Genomic DNA, 16,614 nt, shown 5'->3' with positions numbered 1-16,614 from the left:
GCCCTGCCATTCAAATATCCGAATACGAGTCGCTCAAGCCTGCTGCGGTGATGCGGCGGCCACTGCCTGGAAGCGGCGCAGCGCGCGATCCAAATCTTCGCGCAAGCGTTCCGCGCCCTCCAGACCCACAGACACTCGCACCAAGGGAGTACGCACCAGCGGGAATGCACGCGAATCCTGAATCTGCGCCGGGTAGTAGGCGATCAGGCTGTGCACGCTGCCCCAGCTTGCGCCGATCGAGAAGGTCTGCAGATCATCGAACAGTGCTTTGTAGGCGTCTACGGGCGCGGGCGTGAGCGCCATCGAAAACACGCCGCCGCTGCCGGTGAAATAACGCTGCCACAACGCGTGGGAAGGCGAAGATTTCAGTGCCGGATGCAGAACCTGCTGCACGCAATCCTGAGTCTCCAGCCATGCGGCAAGATCCAGCGCGACCGCCGATTGATGCGCCATGCGCAACGCCAGCGTTTCCAGTCCGCGTTCGACCAGGAAACAATCGTCGGCGCTGCTGGCCAGCCCCATATACGACTGCAAATGCCGCATGCGTCGATACAGCTCGAAGTCGTTCGCGCTGATCGAGCCCATCAACAGGTCGGAATGGCCGCCCATGTACTTGGTGCAGGCGTGAATGCACAGATCGACGCCCAGCGTCAGCGGCTGGAAATACAGCGGGCTGCTCCAGGTGTTGTCGATGGCAGTCAGCACGCCATGCTTGCGCGCCTGCGCCACGATGGCCTCGACATCCTGCACTTCCATGGTGATGCTGCCGGGGGACTCCATCCAGATCAGCTTGGTCGCTGGCCGGATCAGCGTGCCAAACGTATCACCGTCGATGCACGGGTCATAACGTTCCACGATCACACCCAGCGTGGCCATATGCTCCAGCGCAAAGGTCTGGGCCGGGCCGTAGGACGAATCGGAGATCAGCAAGTGGTCGCCTGACTTGAGCAAGGCCATCATCACCAAGGCAACCGCTGCCTGGCCAGATGGCACCACCACGCAATGCGCACCGCCGTCGAGCGCCGCAATGCGGGACTCAAGCTGCCGGTGCGTGGGCGTGCCGGTGGTGCCGTAGCTGAAGCCATCGGGCAATCGGCTGCCGCGTGTGACGAAGTCCTCAAGGGAGGCGAACTTCACGGTCGAAGCGCGCATCACGGGAGGCACAAGGCTGGAAAAGCTTTGCATTATTCTTATACCTGGATGTGGTCGGCGGCCGAGTGAAAGTCCCGCTGCCATTGGCCTCCAGTCTAGAGTGGTGGCATCGCCGTGCACGCACGAAAACCTTTGAACCTATAAGCAGAACTAATATGCTGATGCGAGAAATCGAGGTGTTTCGCACCGTCATGCAAACCGGCTCGGCCAGCAAGGCCGCGCGACTGCTGAACGTCAGCCAGCCGGCCATCAGCCAGTCTTTGCGCAAGCTGGAAACCTACGCGGGCATTCCGCTGTTTCAACGCTTGCGCGGCAAGCTGATGCCAACCCAGGAAGCCGCTGCACTGCTCACCGAGGTCAACCGCTGCTTTGTCGGCCTGGATGCCATCGAACACAGGCTGCGCAGCCTGCGTCAGTTCGGCGTCGGCCGCATCCGCATGGCGTGCCTGCCCGGTTTGGGCATCGGCTTTTTGCCACGTGTATTGAAACAACTGAACCTGCCGGAACGGCGCATCACCATTTCGCTGCAGATCGTGGGTTCGCGGCAAGTGCGTGAACGCTTGCTGGCCAGCGAATCCGACATTGGCCTGATGGCAGATGAAGTCACCCTGGCCGGCCTGGAGCATTCGATCTTCGCCCGCTACGAAGGCGTGGTAGCACTGCCCGCCGGCCACCCGCTGGCAGGTAAAAGTGTCATCCATCCCAAAGACCTGGCGCGCTATCCGCTGATCTGCCTGAACCCCGAAGATGCCGCCAGCCAACGCCTGGACGCCATCTTTCAAAGTCATGGCGTTCGCCCCGACGTGGTGATCGAAACGCCCTACACGATTTCTATCTGCGAAATGGTCCGGCAAGGCCTTGGGGTGGGCGTCGTCAACGCGGTAACGGCCTACGACTACTTGGGCAAGGACATCGTGCTGCGGCGCTTTACTGAACGCCTGGAGTACACCTGCATTCTGGCCATGCCATCGGGTCAGCCGCTGACGAGCTTCGCACAACAATTGCTGGCGGCCATGCGTACCAGCCTGGAGGTCGACCTGGCGACACTGCGCAGCGCACTCGGATGAACACGCTACGATGGCATGCAGCAGTGCCCTTATCTGGAAACGACCGCGTGGTTTGACCGAACACACCGTCCTCACATGGAGTCTGCTTGATGTTCTCGTTTCGCCGTCTGACGCTTTCCCCGTTTATCAAGACGCACCCAGTGCGCAACGCGTCACCCGCTTCTGCAGAACTGATCGCCGCTTACGAAGGAAAGTTGCCCGCCAGCCTGCTGGAACTCTGGCGCAAGAAAGGGCTTGGCCTGTATGGCAACCTGCAGCTTGCCCTGATCGACCCCAGGCAATGGCAGCCCGTGCTGGACCGCTGGATCATCTCGCCGCCCGATGCCGTACCGCGCATTCCGATTGCGCTCACCCCGTTCGGCGCGCTGCTGTACTACCGCAAACTGACCGACACCGACGAAGACGTGTCCTTCCTCGACCCCGTGTCGAAAGCAACCGGTGACCTGGCCTGGAGCCTGAACGACTGCTTCAACCAGTTCCTGTGCGAGCCCGAATCACGTGACTCGCTGGTCCCGCCTGATCTGCTGCAATCTGCCGTTGAGGAATGCGGTGAGCTTGCCCCCGGCGAGGTCTACGAGATCGACGAAACTCTGTTTTCGATGCAGATGCTTCGCGTGCGCAAAGTCGATGCACTGGCCCTGCACACCCGTCTTCGCGATGCAGTAGACCCGCCAGCAAAGAAGGCCGACGAGCCTAAGACCATTGCAGACGCGCTGCCCACCCCACAGCGCCATCTGTTCGAAGACATGGCTGAGCACTCGGGCACACACGGCCTGTACCTGTCTTCGTATCTGGACTGGCATCGCATGCTGGCACTGCAACCCGACGGGCAGTACCGACTTCTGTTCTGGAAAATTGACGCTCGGACATTCGAGCGAAGCAACATCCGCGTTTATTCCGGCCGCTACGACGCATCACGCAACGATGCAGGCGACGAGTTGATCACGCTGCACATCGTGCTGCGCGCCGACTCAAGCGGCAGCGACGCCAACGACACAGAACTGGTCGTCATGCATTCCGGCCCAGACAGCTTCCTGCTGCGCACGGACGAACTGGCCAACATGGCAACCGCCATGGACGGCTCGAACACCATGGGTCGCAGCGAATACTACTTCCGCAAGGTAGGCTTGACCGACCCCTTCGATGAGGAACCCTACGACGGCCGCAACGCCCTGCCCTTTGCCGACCTTCCGCGCGCCTTGCAGGTGCTGGTCGAAGCAGACCCGATTGTCGTCAGCATCACGCACGTGGCCGACTTCAACCCCGACGAAGAAGACGATGGCGACGGCACGGTGATGTGCACACTCGATCGGGGCGAAGAAGACGGACTGCGCATGAACATGCCGCTGCGCTCCCCCCAGGAAACCGGACGCGACCTGATGGGATGGGTCTGGGACATGGCCCCGCACGCCTGCCGGGCTGGCATCAGATATCGGCGCGGTGAAGACGGCACCATCGAACACGGGCCTGCGGTTGGAGACGTGCTGAGCAGCCGGCTGCGGAGAAACTGACATGGCCCAGAATCGCCGTGTGGCAGAAACAGAGCGGGAGACCTTGCAGACGGCTGTGCGCAACCTGGCATCGTCCGCTCACCTGGCCGCCGATGCAATCAAGGATATGGACGCGCTGACTCAGGTGACCTCCGCACTGCCGATGTCCAAGCTGGTGTACTGGGAACGCGTCATTCGCAACGAGTTGGCGTTTGCGTCACGCGAACGTGTGGACGCAAGACCTGCCTGGATGCAAACGCTGCTTCCGCTCAAGCAGCCCAAGGAAGGCCCACGAATCAACCGTTTCCCCACCTGGATGGACGTGGTGAGTTACGACGGCCATGCCCGTGAGCGTGCCTTGCGCACCCTGGCAGGCCCGGCTCCCAACGGTTTTTTCCTGGCGTTGGCAGTGCGCAGGCTGAACGACTGGGTGCCCGACGTGCGGGCAGTGGCCAGACAAGCCGTTCCCGAACTCGCCCGCACGTCCGATCCCGAACACGTGGCCGACATGCTCTGTACCATCCTGCCCACCTGGACATCCTGGGGCCGTGCAGAAGCCGCCGACAAGGCGGTTCTGACCACGCTTGTGCATATCGAGGGAGTCGCCGCGTCACTCAGACACCGAATCATCACGTCGCCTGCGGGGCCGATGCCTGCGATGCTGGTTCAGGTGCTACGAACCGACGCGTTGGATGAAGATCTTGCACAGATCGCGGTTCAAGCCATTCAACCGGCTGTGCGTGCGCAGGCGTATCGGGCGCTGCTGCTTGGGAAAGCGGTGTGGGTGGAGGCCAGTCGTTGGGAATGGACGGACATCCGGTACTGCCAGGGCCGCATGCAGAAGATCCTGGGTGAAAGGACCTTGCAGCATGCACCTGCGCTGCTTGCGTCCTTGCAGACGGCAGCAGCCGATCAGGCTCCCCTTGTTCGACGTGTCGCCGCCGAGGCGCTGATCCGGGAAATGCGAAGCCTGGGCGACGCTGGCCTGACTTTGGCCAGCAAGCTGTCGACGGATGCATCACCACCTGTAGCCGAGCGCGGAAAGTTTGCGTTGAAACTGATGTAGTGAGCGTAGGTCGTGTGTGCAGCGGCAAAGGCTTTAGAACATCTGCCCGTATGCCGCTGCACCACATGAAAATGTCTTGGGATTGGACATCAAAGGGGTGCACGGATACAGGCCGTACGGCATGTGTTTCAAGCAATCCGACTGCGGTAACAGGAGCAAACGTTGCTCCACATGCCGTCGATCAGCAACGAGAATGAAGCCATGCCAAACCACATTCGCGCGCCCTACATGTTCAAACGCATCGCGTTCACCAGCCTGCTGGCCATGTTGCCGCTCGCCCCCGCAAGCGCACAAAACACGGCCTACACCATGTTCGAGGTGAACAATCAGGTACTGGTGGAATTGCCCAATGATTGGACCATCGTCGATGGAGATCATCGCCCACGGGTAGCAGACCTGGCCAAGAAAGCAGGCGTGCCGGTGATATCGGTGAACGCCCTGTCTGCCACCTCACACCAGACCGACTCAGCGGCTGTGGTGCGGGTCACCTTTCTGAAACTTCCCCGCCCGGTTACACAGGAACAGGCACGCGCCAATGCCCAGCGCGATGTCCAGGCAACCGCCCTGAACTGGAAGTCCAAAGAAGCAGAGATGTGGGCCGATCTGGGCAAGATGGGCATCAAACAAGTTGGCCAACCCAGCTTCGCTTCGGAAACCCTGGCCGGCCAACAGGCGATCGTGATTCGCTACCAGCGCACCAATGCTTCCGATGCATCCAACCCTAAGCAGACGGTCAATGTGACGCAGAATCACATCGTGCTGGGTGCCGAGCGGGCGCTGATCACCTTCTCGTATGACGAAGGGAACAAACAAGCTCAGGCCCAGATCGAGCGCATCAGGAAGAGTCTGGTCATCAAGTGAAACAGGCGCTTGCTTGTGTGATGCGCGGCTGCTCGTGACCCGTCCTGCCTTTTGTCAGGCCACGCGGCGCATGACGGCACGCGAGCTACCCGCATGGGTATGCCGAAACAAATCCTTCGGATCATCTGCGCCTGGCACCAAGGCCACCTGCTGACCAAGCCCACGCTGTTCCGCCTGCGCGTGCACGTAACGCAAGGTGGAAAAGTCTTCCAGCGCAAAGCCCACCGAGTCAAACACCGTCACCTGCTGCGCATGCTGGCGACCGGCCTCCAGGCCCGCAAGCACCCGCCATAACTCGGTCACCGGGAAGTCTTCAGGCAACTGCTGGATATCGCCCTCGATGCGCGTCTGCGGCGCATATTCAACAAACACCCGCGCCATGCGCAACACATCGGCATGCAGCTCGGTCTTGCCCGGACAGTCGCCACCTACCGCGTTCAAATGCATGCCTGGTTCGATCAAATCCGGCGTCAGAATCGTTGCACGAGTCTTGTCGGCCGTGACTGTCGTCACGATGTCCGCCCCACGCACCGCCGCTTCTGTCGACCCCGCACGGATGATTTCCAGCGAGGGATACGCAGACAGATTGCGTACCAGCTTGTCGGTTGCCTGCGGATCGATGTCGTAGACCACGATCTGCTCAATGCCTAAATGACAATGAAACGCCAAGGCCTGGAAGTCGCTCTGCGCACCATTGCCGATCAAAGCCATGCGCCGCGCACCCGGCCGCGCCAGTGCACGCGCTGCCATCAACGACGTGGCACACGTTCGCAGCGCGGTGGCAATCGTGAGTTCCGACAACAGCACCGGATACCCCGTGGCCACATCCGCCAGTACCCCGAAAGCCATAACCGTATACAGGCCATGCTGCGTATTGCCAGGATGCCCGTTGACGTATTTGAACGCGTAACGCTGCGCGTCAGACACGGGCATCAGTTCGATCACGCCAATGTTCGAATGGCTGGCAGCACGCGCCGACTTATCAAAATCAGGCCATCGAAGAAAGTCTGCCTGGATCACGTCGGCAAGTTCTCCGATGAACTGCGGTACGCCTATGTCTTGCACCAGTCGGGACATGGTTGGAACGTCAATGAAGCGGGTCATGCTGTCTCCTGTCGTCTTGTTGTTGGATGCTGCGACTAGAAGATTGTTGATGCAGGCGCTGCCAATTTGAATGGCACAACTTGGCAGATTATTCCGGCTTACCTACACTTTGCTAACCCAAACTTCCACTTTGCGCCATGGACGACACCGACCGCGAGTTGATATCCCTGCTGCGCGCCTACGCCAGAACGCCTGTGGTCACGTTGGCGAAAAAGCTGCGCGTGGCACGTGCAACCGTGCAGAACCGCATGGCGAAGCTGGAAGCCGATGGCACGATTGTGGGATACACCCTGCGGCTTAGGCCCGAAGCAGACGGGCACAGAATTCGCGCGCTGACGTCGATCGAGGTGTCAGGCAATCATGGGGAAGAGGTTCGGCGCGTGTTGCGCGGCAACCCGAATGTGGTTGCGCTGCATACGACGAATGGGCGCTGGGATTTGATTGCTGAATTAAGGACCGACACCTTGGAATCATTTGATCGGGTGTTGAATGCGATTCGGAACGTGCCGGGGATAACAAATACGGAGACCAGTATTTTGTTGTCTACGCATAAGATCTAAGCAGGTGAACGGCCTGCTCGGCTACCTGATAAAGCGCTGCTGCAAGGGTGGCATTTGCAAGATCAAGCCCATGCCACGCCCAACTGCAGCAATTGCTGAACGCAGACGTAGCTACGCGTCAGCGACTGGTGTCTGAGGCGATCCAGTCAGTAATCCTTCAAGGCCCCGGCGAGTGACAAGCGCTGCAAGCGCCACGCCGGCAAAACCGCCAATACCAAACCGACGACAAGCAGCACTGCGGCCATCAACACCTCGGTCCAGCCGAGCTGCGGCTGCAGGCTTATTCCGGTCGCTGTCGCAAGCCACCAGCTGATGCCGAACGACAATCCGAAACCGCCCACGAGTCCTGCCACGATCCCCGCGATCATCAGTGATGCAGTGAATCCCCAAGCCACCGCAAACACAAAACGCCGCGGTGCCCCCAAGGCGCGCAGGGTCACAAATTGCGGGGTCAACAGGCGAAACAGGATGAACACGCTGGCAATGATCGACGACAGCACCAGCGCCTGCGTGACGACCGCCAGCAGGCTCATCAGTTGTCGAATATCACCCAGCACCGAATACAGCTGAATCAATGCCTCCGCAGGGAAGAAGGCCATCGACTCTCGTCCCGTGTAGGCTCGCCGCAGTTTGTAAGCCTCAGCCAGGTTCGCGGTGCGCACCACTGCGGCCGGAATACCGGGCGTGAAGGCTGCATCAAACGGTGGCCCGAGCTGCGTGGATGTCGGTGCGTGACCTGATGGCAAGCCGTGTGTCTGCCACACCAACTCGACAGGCACCATCACTGCACGATCCCACGGCGAGCCAGTTGGCTTCATGCGGCCGACGACGGTGATTTCCACTTCATGCGCATCCAGATCGTCGTCGCCACCATGTGCTTCGCCGTTGTGATGCACGCCATGCGCGGGGTGGAAGTGTTCCCCTACCTTCAACTGTGACGCTGACCCGACAACGGCTTCGGTTCGACTGGTAAAGCTGCGTCCTTCGGCAAGACCACCCGACAAATGATCCACCAGCGCGGCGGTCACCCCAACCACCGGTAGCCCACGATAGCTATCGCCAAACGCCAGCGGCGACACGAAGCTGCCGCGAGTGTCGTTGAGCAAGGCAGCGCTGAAGGCCGGGCTAAGCAGTTGACTGCTGCCGGGCCGCAGGAAGACGGTGGAAAGCAGGCTGTCGGTGCGGCTGCCTGGTGCTGCGACGATCAGATCAAATCGATCTGCCGCGCGGGCGCTGCCGCTGCGCAATGCCCGCTCTTGCGACACCAACGCGACAGAAAGCGCCACGCCCGCTGCTACCAGCAGGATGAACGCCAGTGCGCTCCAGCGGTAGCGCGCCAGGGCCGCTCGAATCAATGGCCAGGGGTTCATGCTTGCGTCTGCTCAGCAGTGACCACCCTGCCCGCCTTCAGCATGATGCGCTGGTCGGCCAGTGCCGACAGCTTGTCGTCGTGGGTAACTGCAATCACGGTTTTGCCGGTGCGCGCCACCGCAAGCAGCGCATCGGCAATGCGCTGACCGTTTTCAGCGTCCAGACTGGCTGTAGCCTCGTCCGCCAGTAGCACCGGTGGGTCAAGCAACATGGCACGCGCCAATGCGACCCGCTGTTGTTCACCGCGCGACAGCCGTGCGACCGGCCCCGAGCGTGCCGGCAAACCGAACTCGGTCAGCAGTGACTGCGCTCGCTGACGAAGCGCCGTTGGCACGCGTACATGCTTGAACTGGGCAGGCAACAAAGTGTTGGCAAGCGCATCCAGTTCATCGATCAAACGGAAGTCCTGGAACACCATGCCGCAGTGGGTCAATCGCCAGGCATCGCGCCTGGCTTCGTCCAGGGTGCTCAGGTCTACCGCATCGGACACGATGCGGCCTTCTTCAGGCACCACGATGCCCGCCAGTGCATGCAGCAAGGTGCTTTTCCCGGACCCCGACGGACCAACGATGACGCTGAGCTGGCCCGGCAGGAAACGCGCGTCGACCTTGTCCAATGCAGCGATCCGGCCACCGCCAGCATCGGCAAACGTGGTGCTGACCGCCACCGCCTCCAGTGTCGGTTTCACAGGCGCTGGAAAGTAGCGTCGGCCAGCCGCACACGGCTGACAAAGCCGGTTGTGCTATCGGTTTGCGGACCGATTTCCAGCACCCCGACGACCTGAATCAACGCGCCTGGGTTGACCGCTTCCTGTCGTTTTCTCATGCGCACGAAAATGATGGTGTCGATCCACTGGTCTTCAGATTCACAGAACGGGCAGGTTTCCACCGGCGAGTTCGACAGCACAAAGAAATCAGACTCCACCTTCAGATGCGGAGCCATGAAGCCCTGAATCGTGACGGGCTTGCCCGCAAGCTTTTTGGCAAGATCAGAAAAGCTCAGGTCTGGCTGATAAAGCTCGAACATCCGGATGCGCGGCACCGCCTCCGCCCGCAATGCCAACGGCATCAGGGCGGCGGCAGTGCCGAGAAGCAATTGGCGCCGCTGCATACTGCTGCCTTCCTTATTCCATGCCGGTGGCGGTAAGCACGATACTCAGCGACGTGGTCATGGCCTTGACCATCGGACCCTTCTCAACGTCCGTCCACTCGTCCAGCGAATGGCTGCGACCGCTCTTGCCCACATCGCCACGACCGATAGTCAGGGCCGGAATGCCCAGATTCATCGGCATGTTGGAGTCCGTGGAACTCCAGTTGTAGTCCGGCTTGTACCCGCCAGCCTCGATAGCCGCCGTGGCAATCTGCACGATCTCGGCCTTCATGTCGGTGTTGCCCGCAGGACGATCGCCGATGAGCTTGGTCTCTACCGTAATCTTGGCGTTAGTCGTGGAACGGGCGAAGTTCTCACCTTCGGCCGCTTCCTGCATGATCTTCAGCATGCGGTCTTCGAGACGCTTGAGTTCGTCCACCGATTCCGAGCGCATGTCGACTTCCATCCAGCTGCTTACCGGAATCGAATTGACGGACGTACCGCCGCCGATCAAACCGATGCTGTAGGTCGTCTTGGGCTTGGCAGGCACCAAGATGCGCGAAAATTCCGCCGCCGCCTGGGCCTGGGCAAACATCGGATTGACGCTGCCGAAAGCACCGTAGCTATGGCCGCCAGGGCCACTGAAGGTGATTCGGTAGCGCTTGGAACCCACGCCGCCATTGGTCACCCGGTTGACGTCGCCCGACTCCACCGAGAAGAAGGACTTGATCTTGTCCTTGTACGCGCCCTTGGTGAACAGATAACGCACGCCGCGCAAGTCGCCCGGACCTTCCTCGCCCACAGTGCCCACGAACAGAATGTCGTCTCGAGTGTTGACGCCCGCTTCTTTCATCGCACGCACGAAGCCCAGCAGCACCGCCAAGCTCAAGGTGTCATCGCCAATGCCAGGCGCATACAGCTTGGTACCCTGGCGCTTGACCTTCACGTCGGTGCCAGCCGGAAACACGGTGTCCAGGTGAGCCGACACGACCACCACCTTGCCGTCACTGCGGGTGCCCTTGCGCAGGCCCAGCACATTGCCCTCCGGGTCGATCTGCACATCGCTCAGGCCAGCGGCCTGGAGCATCTTGGCGAATTCTTCCGCACGGGCTTTTTCACCGAACGGCGGCGCGGGGATTTCGGTCAGCTTGATGCCTTCCTCGACGATACGTTCGTGCTCTTTGTCGATCGTTGCCGCGGCGCTTTTGAAGACCGGGCTGGCCAGCACTCGCTTAACCTCCGCTGCGGCGTCAAGGTTCTGGGCGTGAGCGGTGCCGGCGGTCAGGGCAGCGCAAGCAAGCGCCAGCGACAAAGCGGACAAGGGGAACGACGAGCGAAGCGGTTTCATCAGGTTCAGCCGGAGATGGTGAGGGTCCGATGAATGTAGCAGTCGGAGCTGTCCTCTTCACTAGGCGTTTTAACCTACTGAGAAAAGGACGAGTTCAAGTAGTTATCATTACGGCCGAGAACTACCATTTACCCATGCATAAAAGCCGGAAAGATGGGCCGCTCTTGTCGCTAGCGATCTGACTCGCGGAGGTTAATTTGCCTTTTGTGAATTGCCCTCAATACCGCATCGATATGCCAGGTCTCCGGCCCGACAGTTATGGCGTCTTTTGGGTTTGACTGTAGCCCAATCTCTGACGCGATACCTTCGATGGCAAGTAATCTCTGAGCGTGCTCAAGGTGTCTACGTTTTCCTGTGAGCCAGTGTCGGCCCGCGCCTAACAGAAGAGCAAAGGTGTCCGTGTAGGAGCTCGCCAGTTTCTGTCGTAGGTTGATCACCTCCGCTTTGCTTTCCTTCGAAAATGACGGCTCCAGCACATAACTTTTGCTCGCTGCTGCCTCAAGGTCACCCTTGTCTTGCAGATATTCCTCAATGCTCATAGAACTAACTACCGTTTCAAGTCTACCAGTTTTGACCTCGACAAGATGCGCATTCACACCGACATAACAATATTCGGTTTTGCCATGTACTATGCAGTCCTCGCTGTTGCAGCGAATTACCCAGTAGTCACCATTCGAAGAAAGTTCGCAATAATAAATGACAAATCGCTCTGGTTGACCGTCTCTGAGAAAACCTTTGTGAAGGTCGAGTACGATGGCGCTGGCCTGCTGTGCGGATAGCATGGGTCAATGCTCGAATAATATTTGTTAAATTATAAATAGAAAATCTGTCCGACTGATTTTTCCGTGCAGGCGGCCGCAATGAAAACGTAGTATGACACCTCACTTCTTATTGGCCGCGCGTCGCAGTGCTACTGCAGCACTCCCCACGCTATTAACCGGTATGCCAGGTGTCCGAGGCCTACATGAACAAGCGCCACGAACGCTTTCGACTGGAAGCAGCCAGTATCCCAGCAAATAAATCTGCCCTCTTTGCTTTTCTCTCCATTATTATAAGCCCCCGATTAAGGAGAGTTCATCAGATGGAAATGACCTCATTGAGGCAACTTCACAACAGCATGATCGCAATTGGTAGCGACATGCAGCAGTTTTTGGTGAGAACAGGTGCGGCGAGCTTCGATTGCCTGTTCTCCACGCGGGACACGCCTTCTTTCGTGCTCACGCTTACGGCCCGAGGCAAGGTCCGAGGGTTCTTCCGATTCGATGTCATTAAAGGCTATCGGATTCGGGATTATCTAGGCGATATGTACAGTGACCTCTTGGAGGTTCTCAAGGAGGATGGCTCAAGTGGACACCGCCTGATGCCCAAAGAGTTCCTCGCCCAGCTGAACGATGCCATTCCCACCCAAGCCACGGAAAAGGCCCATCCGAAGCCTGCAGACATCGTGCGCTTACGTCCGGACATCGTCGAAGACAGAGAAAAGCCTTACTTCAATTGCTGGTCGTACTGGACGCAAGGCCAAAAACCCAGTGCTGAGAATCAGCACAAGACCCTGCTTCTCCTGGGTCCTGATGCCTTACGTCATAGCCTAGAACGGAATGCCTCATCACGTTGGAGCTCTACAGAAACTGGCGGCTCATGGACTAAAGATCTTTCGAAATAGTCTGTGATCATGCAGATGGTCTGCCGCTGCAGGACAACTATATCTTCGAAGACTTTGTCCGTGCGCGGTGGAGAACGCGCGGTTCGATTGCCGAGTAACTGAACATCAACTAGAAAGGGGCAGATTTATATTCCCAGCCCCTTCTGGCCGAAAGCGGTCAGTGCTCAACTATCGACAATATGCACTTAATATTAGCAGCGACCACCTTCAGCTAAACTGAATCTTGCACATAGCTCGATATTTCATGACAGATACTTTGATTAATACCCTTTCAGTGGTCGCCAAGCAGTGCGTTGCAGTTACCTGCCTAGAGCGGTTCTGTCGGCAGTTCCAGATAGAGCATCCTGCATTGTTCGCATTAGTGGAACATATCTGGAAAGTGGCTCAGGTCGAACCAGCGAATTTCGTTGCATGGGAAAGTGGTTTTGCTTCGTTACCCATTTCCGGCCTCGGAGATGACTGGCCACAGGAGGTACAGGACGCTATTCCGCAAAAGGTTCTTCAACCGCTGAATAAGCTGGTTGATCATGTAGTGGAAACAAGCGCGGTCACTTGGTATGGCAACGACCTGCCAGCGACGACGCGGCAACTACAAAACGTCTTGGAAATTTGCAAGGTGCACGGCGTCACAACGCCCGAGCTCCGCCAATATATTCAGCTTCAACCCGAAATTCATGGGGGATGGGGACCGCCGCTTACCGATCAGGAGCTCGCCGCTTGGCGGGCACTTGCCTAAGGATGCCTCCCACCGGCTGGAAGCTGCCGCTTGACCTACGACTAGTCTTTCGACTTGAGATTTATGAGCAACCAACATTGGCGAATTGAAGAACTCAAGCATCATTCGAAAGACATTTCTTGGCTCGATGCTAGTGAGGCTAGTCAGGCTTACACGCTGGTTGGTCTTTATGATTCGAAAAGCCACCTTGGTTTGAATGCTCAGACAGTTGATTCAATTGAGCGGCTTGAGTTAGACGAGGGTATATCAACTGCTACCGACTGGTTGCGGCTTCGTATTTCTGGCATTCAGGAATTGGTCGTCGTGTTTGGTGAGGATGATTGCTTCCGTTGCAGCGGCAACTTCTTCGTAGAGAATTGGTCGGATATTTTCGTGCCCGCCCGCGACGATGCGATGGCCTACTCCCCAGAAAGCTCCATCATTCTGTTCTACTGCCATGAAAATGAATTTGAGCTTGGGCAACGAATTGTTTTTGACTGAGATCGGCCATAAGCTGACAGTCATACAAATTCGCTCGGCGGATGACTGCTGTGAACTATCGATTCAGGGCAACCACGCTACTTTGGCGAAATAAGTCGTTGTCTGACGGCAAACCACTTGGCGAATCAATACGTTCAGGATGTCGCTGGTTCGGAGACAGCCCAAGCGAGAGCATCCTGAGAAATTGACCTGACCAACGAACTGCACAGCGCGAACGAGCCCAGAAGTGCAAAAAGCCACTGCATGCGATGCAATGGCTTTGACAGCTGGGGATGATTAGAGCGAAAAAACCTTCTGAATCAAGCCCTTACGAACTTCACTGGCGGAGAGTGTGTCCGCCGCGATAGAACTTTCCTTAGTCTCAGTTAGTCTCATTGGGCACAATCCTCCTAGGAAAAACCTTCACCTGCACTCCCACTTAGTCTCATAAGGTCGCGTACAATCTCGGCATCGCTGGGCCTATAGGTGGGCATATAGATGAAGAAGGTCAAGGAGCTGTCCGCGCTGGAAGTTTCACGGCTGGTTGAACCTGGTGCTTATGCCGTCGGTGGTGTTCCGGGCCTACAGCTACAGATTGTCGGCACAGCAAAAAGCTGGGTACTACGTGCCTGGGTAGGAAGTAAGCGTAGGCGCATGGGACTCGGCGGCTATCCCAGCGTAACGCTTGCCCAAGCTCGTGAGAAGGCCCGAATAGGGCGCAGCAAGATTGAAGAAGGCATCGATCCCATTCTTGATCGCCAGCAAGCCAAAAGCGCGCTACGCGCCGCCCAGGCCAAAGCGGTGACCTTCGCAGAAGCATGTCAGATGCTCATCGACGCGAAGAGTGACGAGTGGAAGAACGCCAAACATCGCCAGCAATGGGCAAACACCTTGGAAACGTATGCGTATCCGGTGATTGGCAAGCTGCTGGTGGCGGATGTGACCCAGACCCATATTCTGACCGTACTCACTCCCATCTGGCGCACTAAGACCGAGACGGCCACCCGGCTTCGTGGACGCATTGAACAAGTGCTGGACTGGGCTACGGTGCGTGGCTATCGATCCGGCGAGAACCCCGCGCGCTGGCGCGGCCGACTGGACAAGCTGATGCCAAAGCCTGAAAAGATCAGCAAGGTCGTCCACCACCCCGCTGTATCGCTGACAGATATGAGCACGTTCATGCCAGCGCTGCGCGAACGGGCGGGCTTGGCGGCGCGGGCGCTTGAATTCCAAATCCTGACCGCCGCTAGATCAGGCGAGGTCAGGGCAGCTACGTGGGCTGAAATCGACTTTCGAGAAGCCGTGTGGACTGTTCCAGCCGAGCACATGAAAGCGGGCAAAGAGCATCGCGTTCCGTTGTCAGAACAAGCCCTGACCATTCTTCATTCGCTGCCGCGCATCGAGGGTTCTGAGTTGATCTTCACTGCGCCACGAGGCGGCAAACTGTCCGACATGAGCCTGACTGCGGTGATGCGCAGGATGAACCGAAAGGAAGTGCCGCACGGATTCCGTAGCACCTTCCGCGACTGGGCATCAGAACGAACCAACCACCCCAGGGAAGTTGTGGAGATGGCGTTGGCTCATGCAATCGAGAACAAAGTTGAAGCCGCATATCGGCGCGGCGACCTGTTCACGAAGCGGATAAAGCTCATGCAATCGTGGGCTGCGTTCTGCGATGCAGCGCTTGGCGGCGCCTCCGTATTGCAATTGGAAAAGGTAGCGGCATGAGCACACCTCAACAATACGGCCGAGCAGTCTTCGAATTGTTGCTGAAGAGGTTGGATTTCGAAGACCGTGCGACGGCAATGGAGCATCACCGGATCTGCGATGACGGCGTTTACTTGCGCCCCATTGAAGAAATCATTGACATTGAACTGCTGGAAGCCGAGTACGACGCAGTGGCATGGCATCCACTTCGTGACGTATCGAAACCTGCGCTGTTATTCCCTTTTACCGTCCGTGAGCTAGCGGCTTTTTGTTTTCCTGGAAGCGGATCATCGCTGATCGTGTCCTATGAAGACATTGATGGGCTTGACCCGAACAAACTGGCGAACCTTGGTCGCAACGGCGATAGCGCGCGCCAGCTTGTGATTGAGACACACGCGCTCCTGCTCGAGCTGAATACGCGGTTTTTTCTTGCTCAACACCAAAGTTGCATCGAAGGAGATGACACTGCGGATACAAGCTTGGAAGATGCCGCATTGGCTTGGTTATTCGGGAAACAGGGAGAACCGCCGGAGCCAGAAGCAATGCCTAGACTCACCACCTTGCGTAGCATTCCTTTACCCGTCGGACCCGCCCCGATTCCCACCAGCGACATGAGTGCGGCCTTGGCAAACGTCCTCGGAAAAAACACTAAGTCTTGGCAGGTAACGCTGGGCGACCCACCAAAATGGCTCCAGCAAGCACGTGTCAAAAAAGGCTGCAGAGCTCAAGCCTCCACCTGGCACCCCATAGAGCTGGCATCTGCGATTAGCAAACGTCATGACATTCATTTAGCCGATCTGAAGCCAATTTTCTGGCGGCGTGAACTGCGTGAATGGCGCGACGAATGGGCAGAACACCTGAAAGATACGACGTACATGACACCTTAAGCCTGGGTCTATCCCCTTTAGCAGCTAGTAGACACAACACTTGGCCAGGCCTCT

Annotated in this window: 17 protein-coding genes; 10 read left to right on the top strand and 7 right to left on the bottom strand. The window is 58.1% G+C overall.

The window, feature by feature from the left end; translation table 11 throughout:
* Positions 1 to 33: 33 nt before the first annotated feature.
* A complete protein-coding gene (locus FXN63_RS07400; RefSeq protein WP_148814069.1) occupies positions 34 to 1,185 on the bottom strand; it encodes a trans-sulfuration enzyme family protein in 1,152 nt (383 codons plus the stop codon).
* A gap of 122 nt (positions 1,186 to 1,307) precedes the next feature.
* On the opposite strand from FXN63_RS07400, the gene FXN63_RS07395 reads away from it, so the two are divergent.
* The 4 genes from FXN63_RS07395 to FXN63_RS07380 all read left to right on the top strand — a co-directional run bounded on the left by FXN63_RS07395 (position 1,308) and on the right by FXN63_RS07380 (position 5,636).
* A complete protein-coding gene (locus FXN63_RS07395) occupies positions 1,308 to 2,219 on the top strand; it encodes a LysR substrate-binding domain-containing protein (protein ID WP_148814068.1) in 912 nt (303 codons plus the stop codon).
* An 89-nt stretch (positions 2,220 to 2,308) separates the two neighbouring features.
* Positions 2,309 to 3,730, top strand: a complete 1,422-nt coding sequence (locus tag FXN63_RS07390; protein ID WP_148814067.1) for a GAD-like domain-containing protein — start codon at positions 2,309 to 2,311, stop codon at positions 3,728 to 3,730.
* A gap of 1 nt (position 3,731) precedes the next feature.
* Positions 3,732 to 4,775, top strand: a complete 1,044-nt coding sequence (locus FXN63_RS07385) for a hypothetical protein (RefSeq protein ID WP_148814066.1) — start codon at positions 3,732 to 3,734, stop codon at positions 4,773 to 4,775.
* A gap of 201 nt (positions 4,776 to 4,976) precedes the next feature.
* Positions 4,977 to 5,636, top strand: coding sequence for a glycerate kinase (locus FXN63_RS07380; protein WP_148814065.1), 660 nt, complete (start codon positions 4,977 to 4,979; stop codon positions 5,634 to 5,636).
* A gap of 54 nt (positions 5,637 to 5,690) precedes the next feature.
* Here FXN63_RS07380 and FXN63_RS07375 read toward each other — a convergent pair whose 3' ends face one another.
* Positions 5,691 to 6,740 (bottom strand): ornithine cyclodeaminase, encoded by a 1,050-nt coding sequence (locus tag FXN63_RS07375; RefSeq protein ID WP_148814064.1) that lies wholly within the window; start codon positions 6,738 to 6,740, stop codon positions 5,691 to 5,693.
* A gap of 137 nt (positions 6,741 to 6,877) precedes the next feature.
* On the opposite strand from FXN63_RS07375, the gene FXN63_RS07370 reads away from it, so the two are divergent.
* Positions 6,878 to 7,300 carry an Lrp/AsnC family transcriptional regulator gene (locus FXN63_RS07370; protein ID WP_148814063.1) on the top strand — a complete coding sequence of 141 codons (423 nt, stop codon included), beginning with the start codon at positions 6,878 to 6,880 and terminating at the stop codon, positions 7,298 to 7,300.
* A gap of 146 nt (positions 7,301 to 7,446) precedes the next feature.
* On the opposite strand, the gene FXN63_RS07365 is transcribed toward FXN63_RS07370, so the two are convergent.
* The 5 genes from FXN63_RS07365 to FXN63_RS07345 form a co-directional block, all read right to left on the bottom strand.
* A complete protein-coding gene (locus FXN63_RS07365) occupies positions 7,447 to 8,670 on the bottom strand; it encodes an FtsX-like permease family protein (protein ID WP_148814062.1) in 1,224 nt (407 codons plus the stop codon).
* The gene (locus FXN63_RS07360) at positions 8,667 to 9,359 is read right to left on the bottom strand and encodes an ABC transporter ATP-binding protein (protein WP_148814061.1); all 693 of its coding nucleotides are present in this window, start codon (positions 9,357 to 9,359) and stop codon (positions 8,667 to 8,669) included. Before FXN63_RS07360 ends, FXN63_RS07365 begins: the two co-directional genes overlap by 4 nt.
* Positions 9,356 to 9,766 (bottom strand): hypothetical protein, encoded by a 411-nt coding sequence (locus FXN63_RS07355; protein WP_148814060.1) that lies wholly within the window; start codon positions 9,764 to 9,766, stop codon positions 9,356 to 9,358. The genes FXN63_RS07360 and FXN63_RS07355 overlap by 4 nt, the downstream gene beginning before the upstream one ends.
* A 28-nt stretch (positions 9,767 to 9,794) precedes the next feature.
* A complete protein-coding gene (locus tag FXN63_RS07350) occupies positions 9,795 to 11,108 on the bottom strand; it encodes a M20/M25/M40 family metallo-hydrolase (protein WP_148814059.1) in 1,314 nt (437 codons plus the stop codon).
* A gap of 170 nt (positions 11,109 to 11,278) precedes the next feature.
* Positions 11,279 to 11,890, bottom strand: a complete 612-nt coding sequence (locus FXN63_RS07345; RefSeq protein ID WP_148814058.1) for a hypothetical protein — start codon at positions 11,888 to 11,890, stop codon at positions 11,279 to 11,281.
* 182 nt (positions 11,891 to 12,072) lie between these two features.
* Between FXN63_RS07345 and FXN63_RS07340 the strand changes: the two genes are divergently transcribed.
* From FXN63_RS07340 to FXN63_RS07320, 5 genes are all read left to right on the top strand, one after another.
* Positions 12,073 to 12,771, top strand: a complete 699-nt coding sequence (locus FXN63_RS07340) for a DUF6037 family protein (protein ID WP_222864008.1) — start codon at positions 12,073 to 12,075, stop codon at positions 12,769 to 12,771.
* 244 nt (positions 12,772 to 13,015) lie between these two features.
* Entirely contained in the window at positions 13,016 to 13,507 is a 492-nt protein-coding gene (locus FXN63_RS07335) for a hypothetical protein (protein WP_148814057.1), read from the top strand.
* Between the two features lie 63 nt (positions 13,508 to 13,570).
* Positions 13,571 to 13,987, top strand: a complete 417-nt coding sequence (locus FXN63_RS07330; RefSeq protein ID WP_148814056.1) for a hypothetical protein — start codon at positions 13,571 to 13,573, stop codon at positions 13,985 to 13,987.
* A 477-nt stretch (positions 13,988 to 14,464) separates the two neighbouring features.
* On the top strand, positions 14,465 to 15,694 hold the full coding sequence (locus FXN63_RS07325) for a tyrosine-type recombinase/integrase (protein ID WP_148814055.1): 1,230 nt from the start codon (positions 14,465 to 14,467) through the stop codon (positions 15,692 to 15,694).
* A complete protein-coding gene (locus FXN63_RS07320) occupies positions 15,691 to 16,560 on the top strand; it encodes a hypothetical protein (RefSeq protein ID WP_148814054.1) in 870 nt (289 codons plus the stop codon). The genes FXN63_RS07325 and FXN63_RS07320 overlap by 4 nt, the downstream gene beginning before the upstream one ends.
* Positions 16,561 to 16,614 lie beyond the last annotated feature (54 nt).

The sequence above is a fragment of the Pigmentiphaga aceris genome (assembly GCF_008119665.1).
GTDB classification, from domain to species: domain Bacteria; phylum Pseudomonadota; class Gammaproteobacteria; order Burkholderiales; family Burkholderiaceae_B; genus Pigmentiphaga; species Pigmentiphaga aceris.
Note: the sequence above shows the minus strand (reverse complement) of the source record. Positions and strands in the feature narration are given on the sequence as shown.

Coding starts and splice junctions, on each gene's coding strand:
- FXN63_RS07400 (WP_148814069.1), bottom strand. CDS start 1,185: ATGCAAAGCTTTTCCAGCCTTGTGCCTCCCGTGATGCGCGCTTCGACC.
- FXN63_RS07395 (WP_148814068.1), top strand. CDS start 1,308: ATGCTGATGCGAGAAATCGAGGTGTTTCGCACCGTCATGCAAACCGGC.
- FXN63_RS07390 (WP_148814067.1), top strand. CDS start 2,309: ATGTTCTCGTTTCGCCGTCTGACGCTTTCCCCGTTTATCAAGACGCAC.
- FXN63_RS07385 (WP_148814066.1), top strand. CDS start 3,732: ATGGCCCAGAATCGCCGTGTGGCAGAAACAGAGCGGGAGACCTTGCAG.
- FXN63_RS07380 (WP_148814065.1), top strand. CDS start 4,977: ATGCCAAACCACATTCGCGCGCCCTACATGTTCAAACGCATCGCGTTC.
- FXN63_RS07375 (WP_148814064.1), bottom strand. CDS start 6,740: ATGACCCGCTTCATTGACGTTCCAACCATGTCCCGACTGGTGCAAGAC.
- FXN63_RS07370 (WP_148814063.1), top strand. CDS start 6,878: ATGGACGACACCGACCGCGAGTTGATATCCCTGCTGCGCGCCTACGCC.
- FXN63_RS07365 (WP_148814062.1), bottom strand. CDS start 8,670: ATGAACCCCTGGCCATTGATTCGAGCGGCCCTGGCGCGCTACCGCTGG.
- FXN63_RS07350 (WP_148814059.1), bottom strand. CDS start 11,108: ATGAAACCGCTTCGCTCGTCGTTCCCCTTGTCCGCTTTGTCGCTGGCG.
- FXN63_RS07345 (WP_148814058.1), bottom strand. CDS start 11,890: ATGCTATCCGCACAGCAGGCCAGCGCCATCGTACTCGACCTTCACAAA.
- FXN63_RS07340 (WP_222864008.1), top strand. CDS start 12,073: ATGAACAAGCGCCACGAACGCTTTCGACTGGAAGCAGCCAGTATCCCA.
- FXN63_RS07335 (WP_148814057.1), top strand. CDS start 13,016: ATGACAGATACTTTGATTAATACCCTTTCAGTGGTCGCCAAGCAGTGC.
- FXN63_RS07330 (WP_148814056.1), top strand. CDS start 13,571: ATGAGCAACCAACATTGGCGAATTGAAGAACTCAAGCATCATTCGAAA.
- FXN63_RS07325 (WP_148814055.1), top strand. CDS start 14,465: ATGAAGAAGGTCAAGGAGCTGTCCGCGCTGGAAGTTTCACGGCTGGTT.
- FXN63_RS07320 (WP_148814054.1), top strand. CDS start 15,691: ATGAGCACACCTCAACAATACGGCCGAGCAGTCTTCGAATTGTTGCTG.